Origin of the sequence: Bacillus sp. SIMBA_008 (assembly GCF_046535495.1) — a bacterium.
Lineage (GTDB): Bacteria > Bacillota > Bacilli > Bacillales > Bacillaceae > Bacillus > Bacillus subtilis.
In genome coordinates this window covers 1-232 of the sequence record NZ_JAWRWL010001370.1, presented here as the reverse complement: position 1 = coordinate 232, position 232 = coordinate 1, and the positions used below count along the sequence as shown (strand labels likewise).

The 232-nt window shown below is 51.7% G+C and carries 1 protein-coding gene; it reads right to left on the bottom strand.

Annotated features, from left to right (window positions below; all coding sequences use genetic code 11):
- Positions 1-232 (bottom strand): MBL fold metallo-hydrolase (locus tag SB658_RS27940; RefSeq protein WP_410603853.1); only part of this gene is annotated, 232 nt, incomplete at both ends.

The following is a 232-nucleotide window of genomic DNA, read 5'->3' as shown; positions in this document are numbered from 1 at the left end:
CGTAAACAATGTCTCCAAATGGAAAGGCCCGATGTCCAAAATGCCGTCGCCTTCGATGAGCCGTTCGGCGGGCCGTGCCGTTACGGCGATGCCCCGCAATATGCCTGATCCGTTTAAGGAAGAGTCCTCCAGCCACTTTTCTTCATTTTTGTGAAGGTATACGGGAACATCCCATCTGTCTCTTACTTCGTCAAGTGCGCCGATATGGTCAAAATGAGCGTGCGTCAGTAAG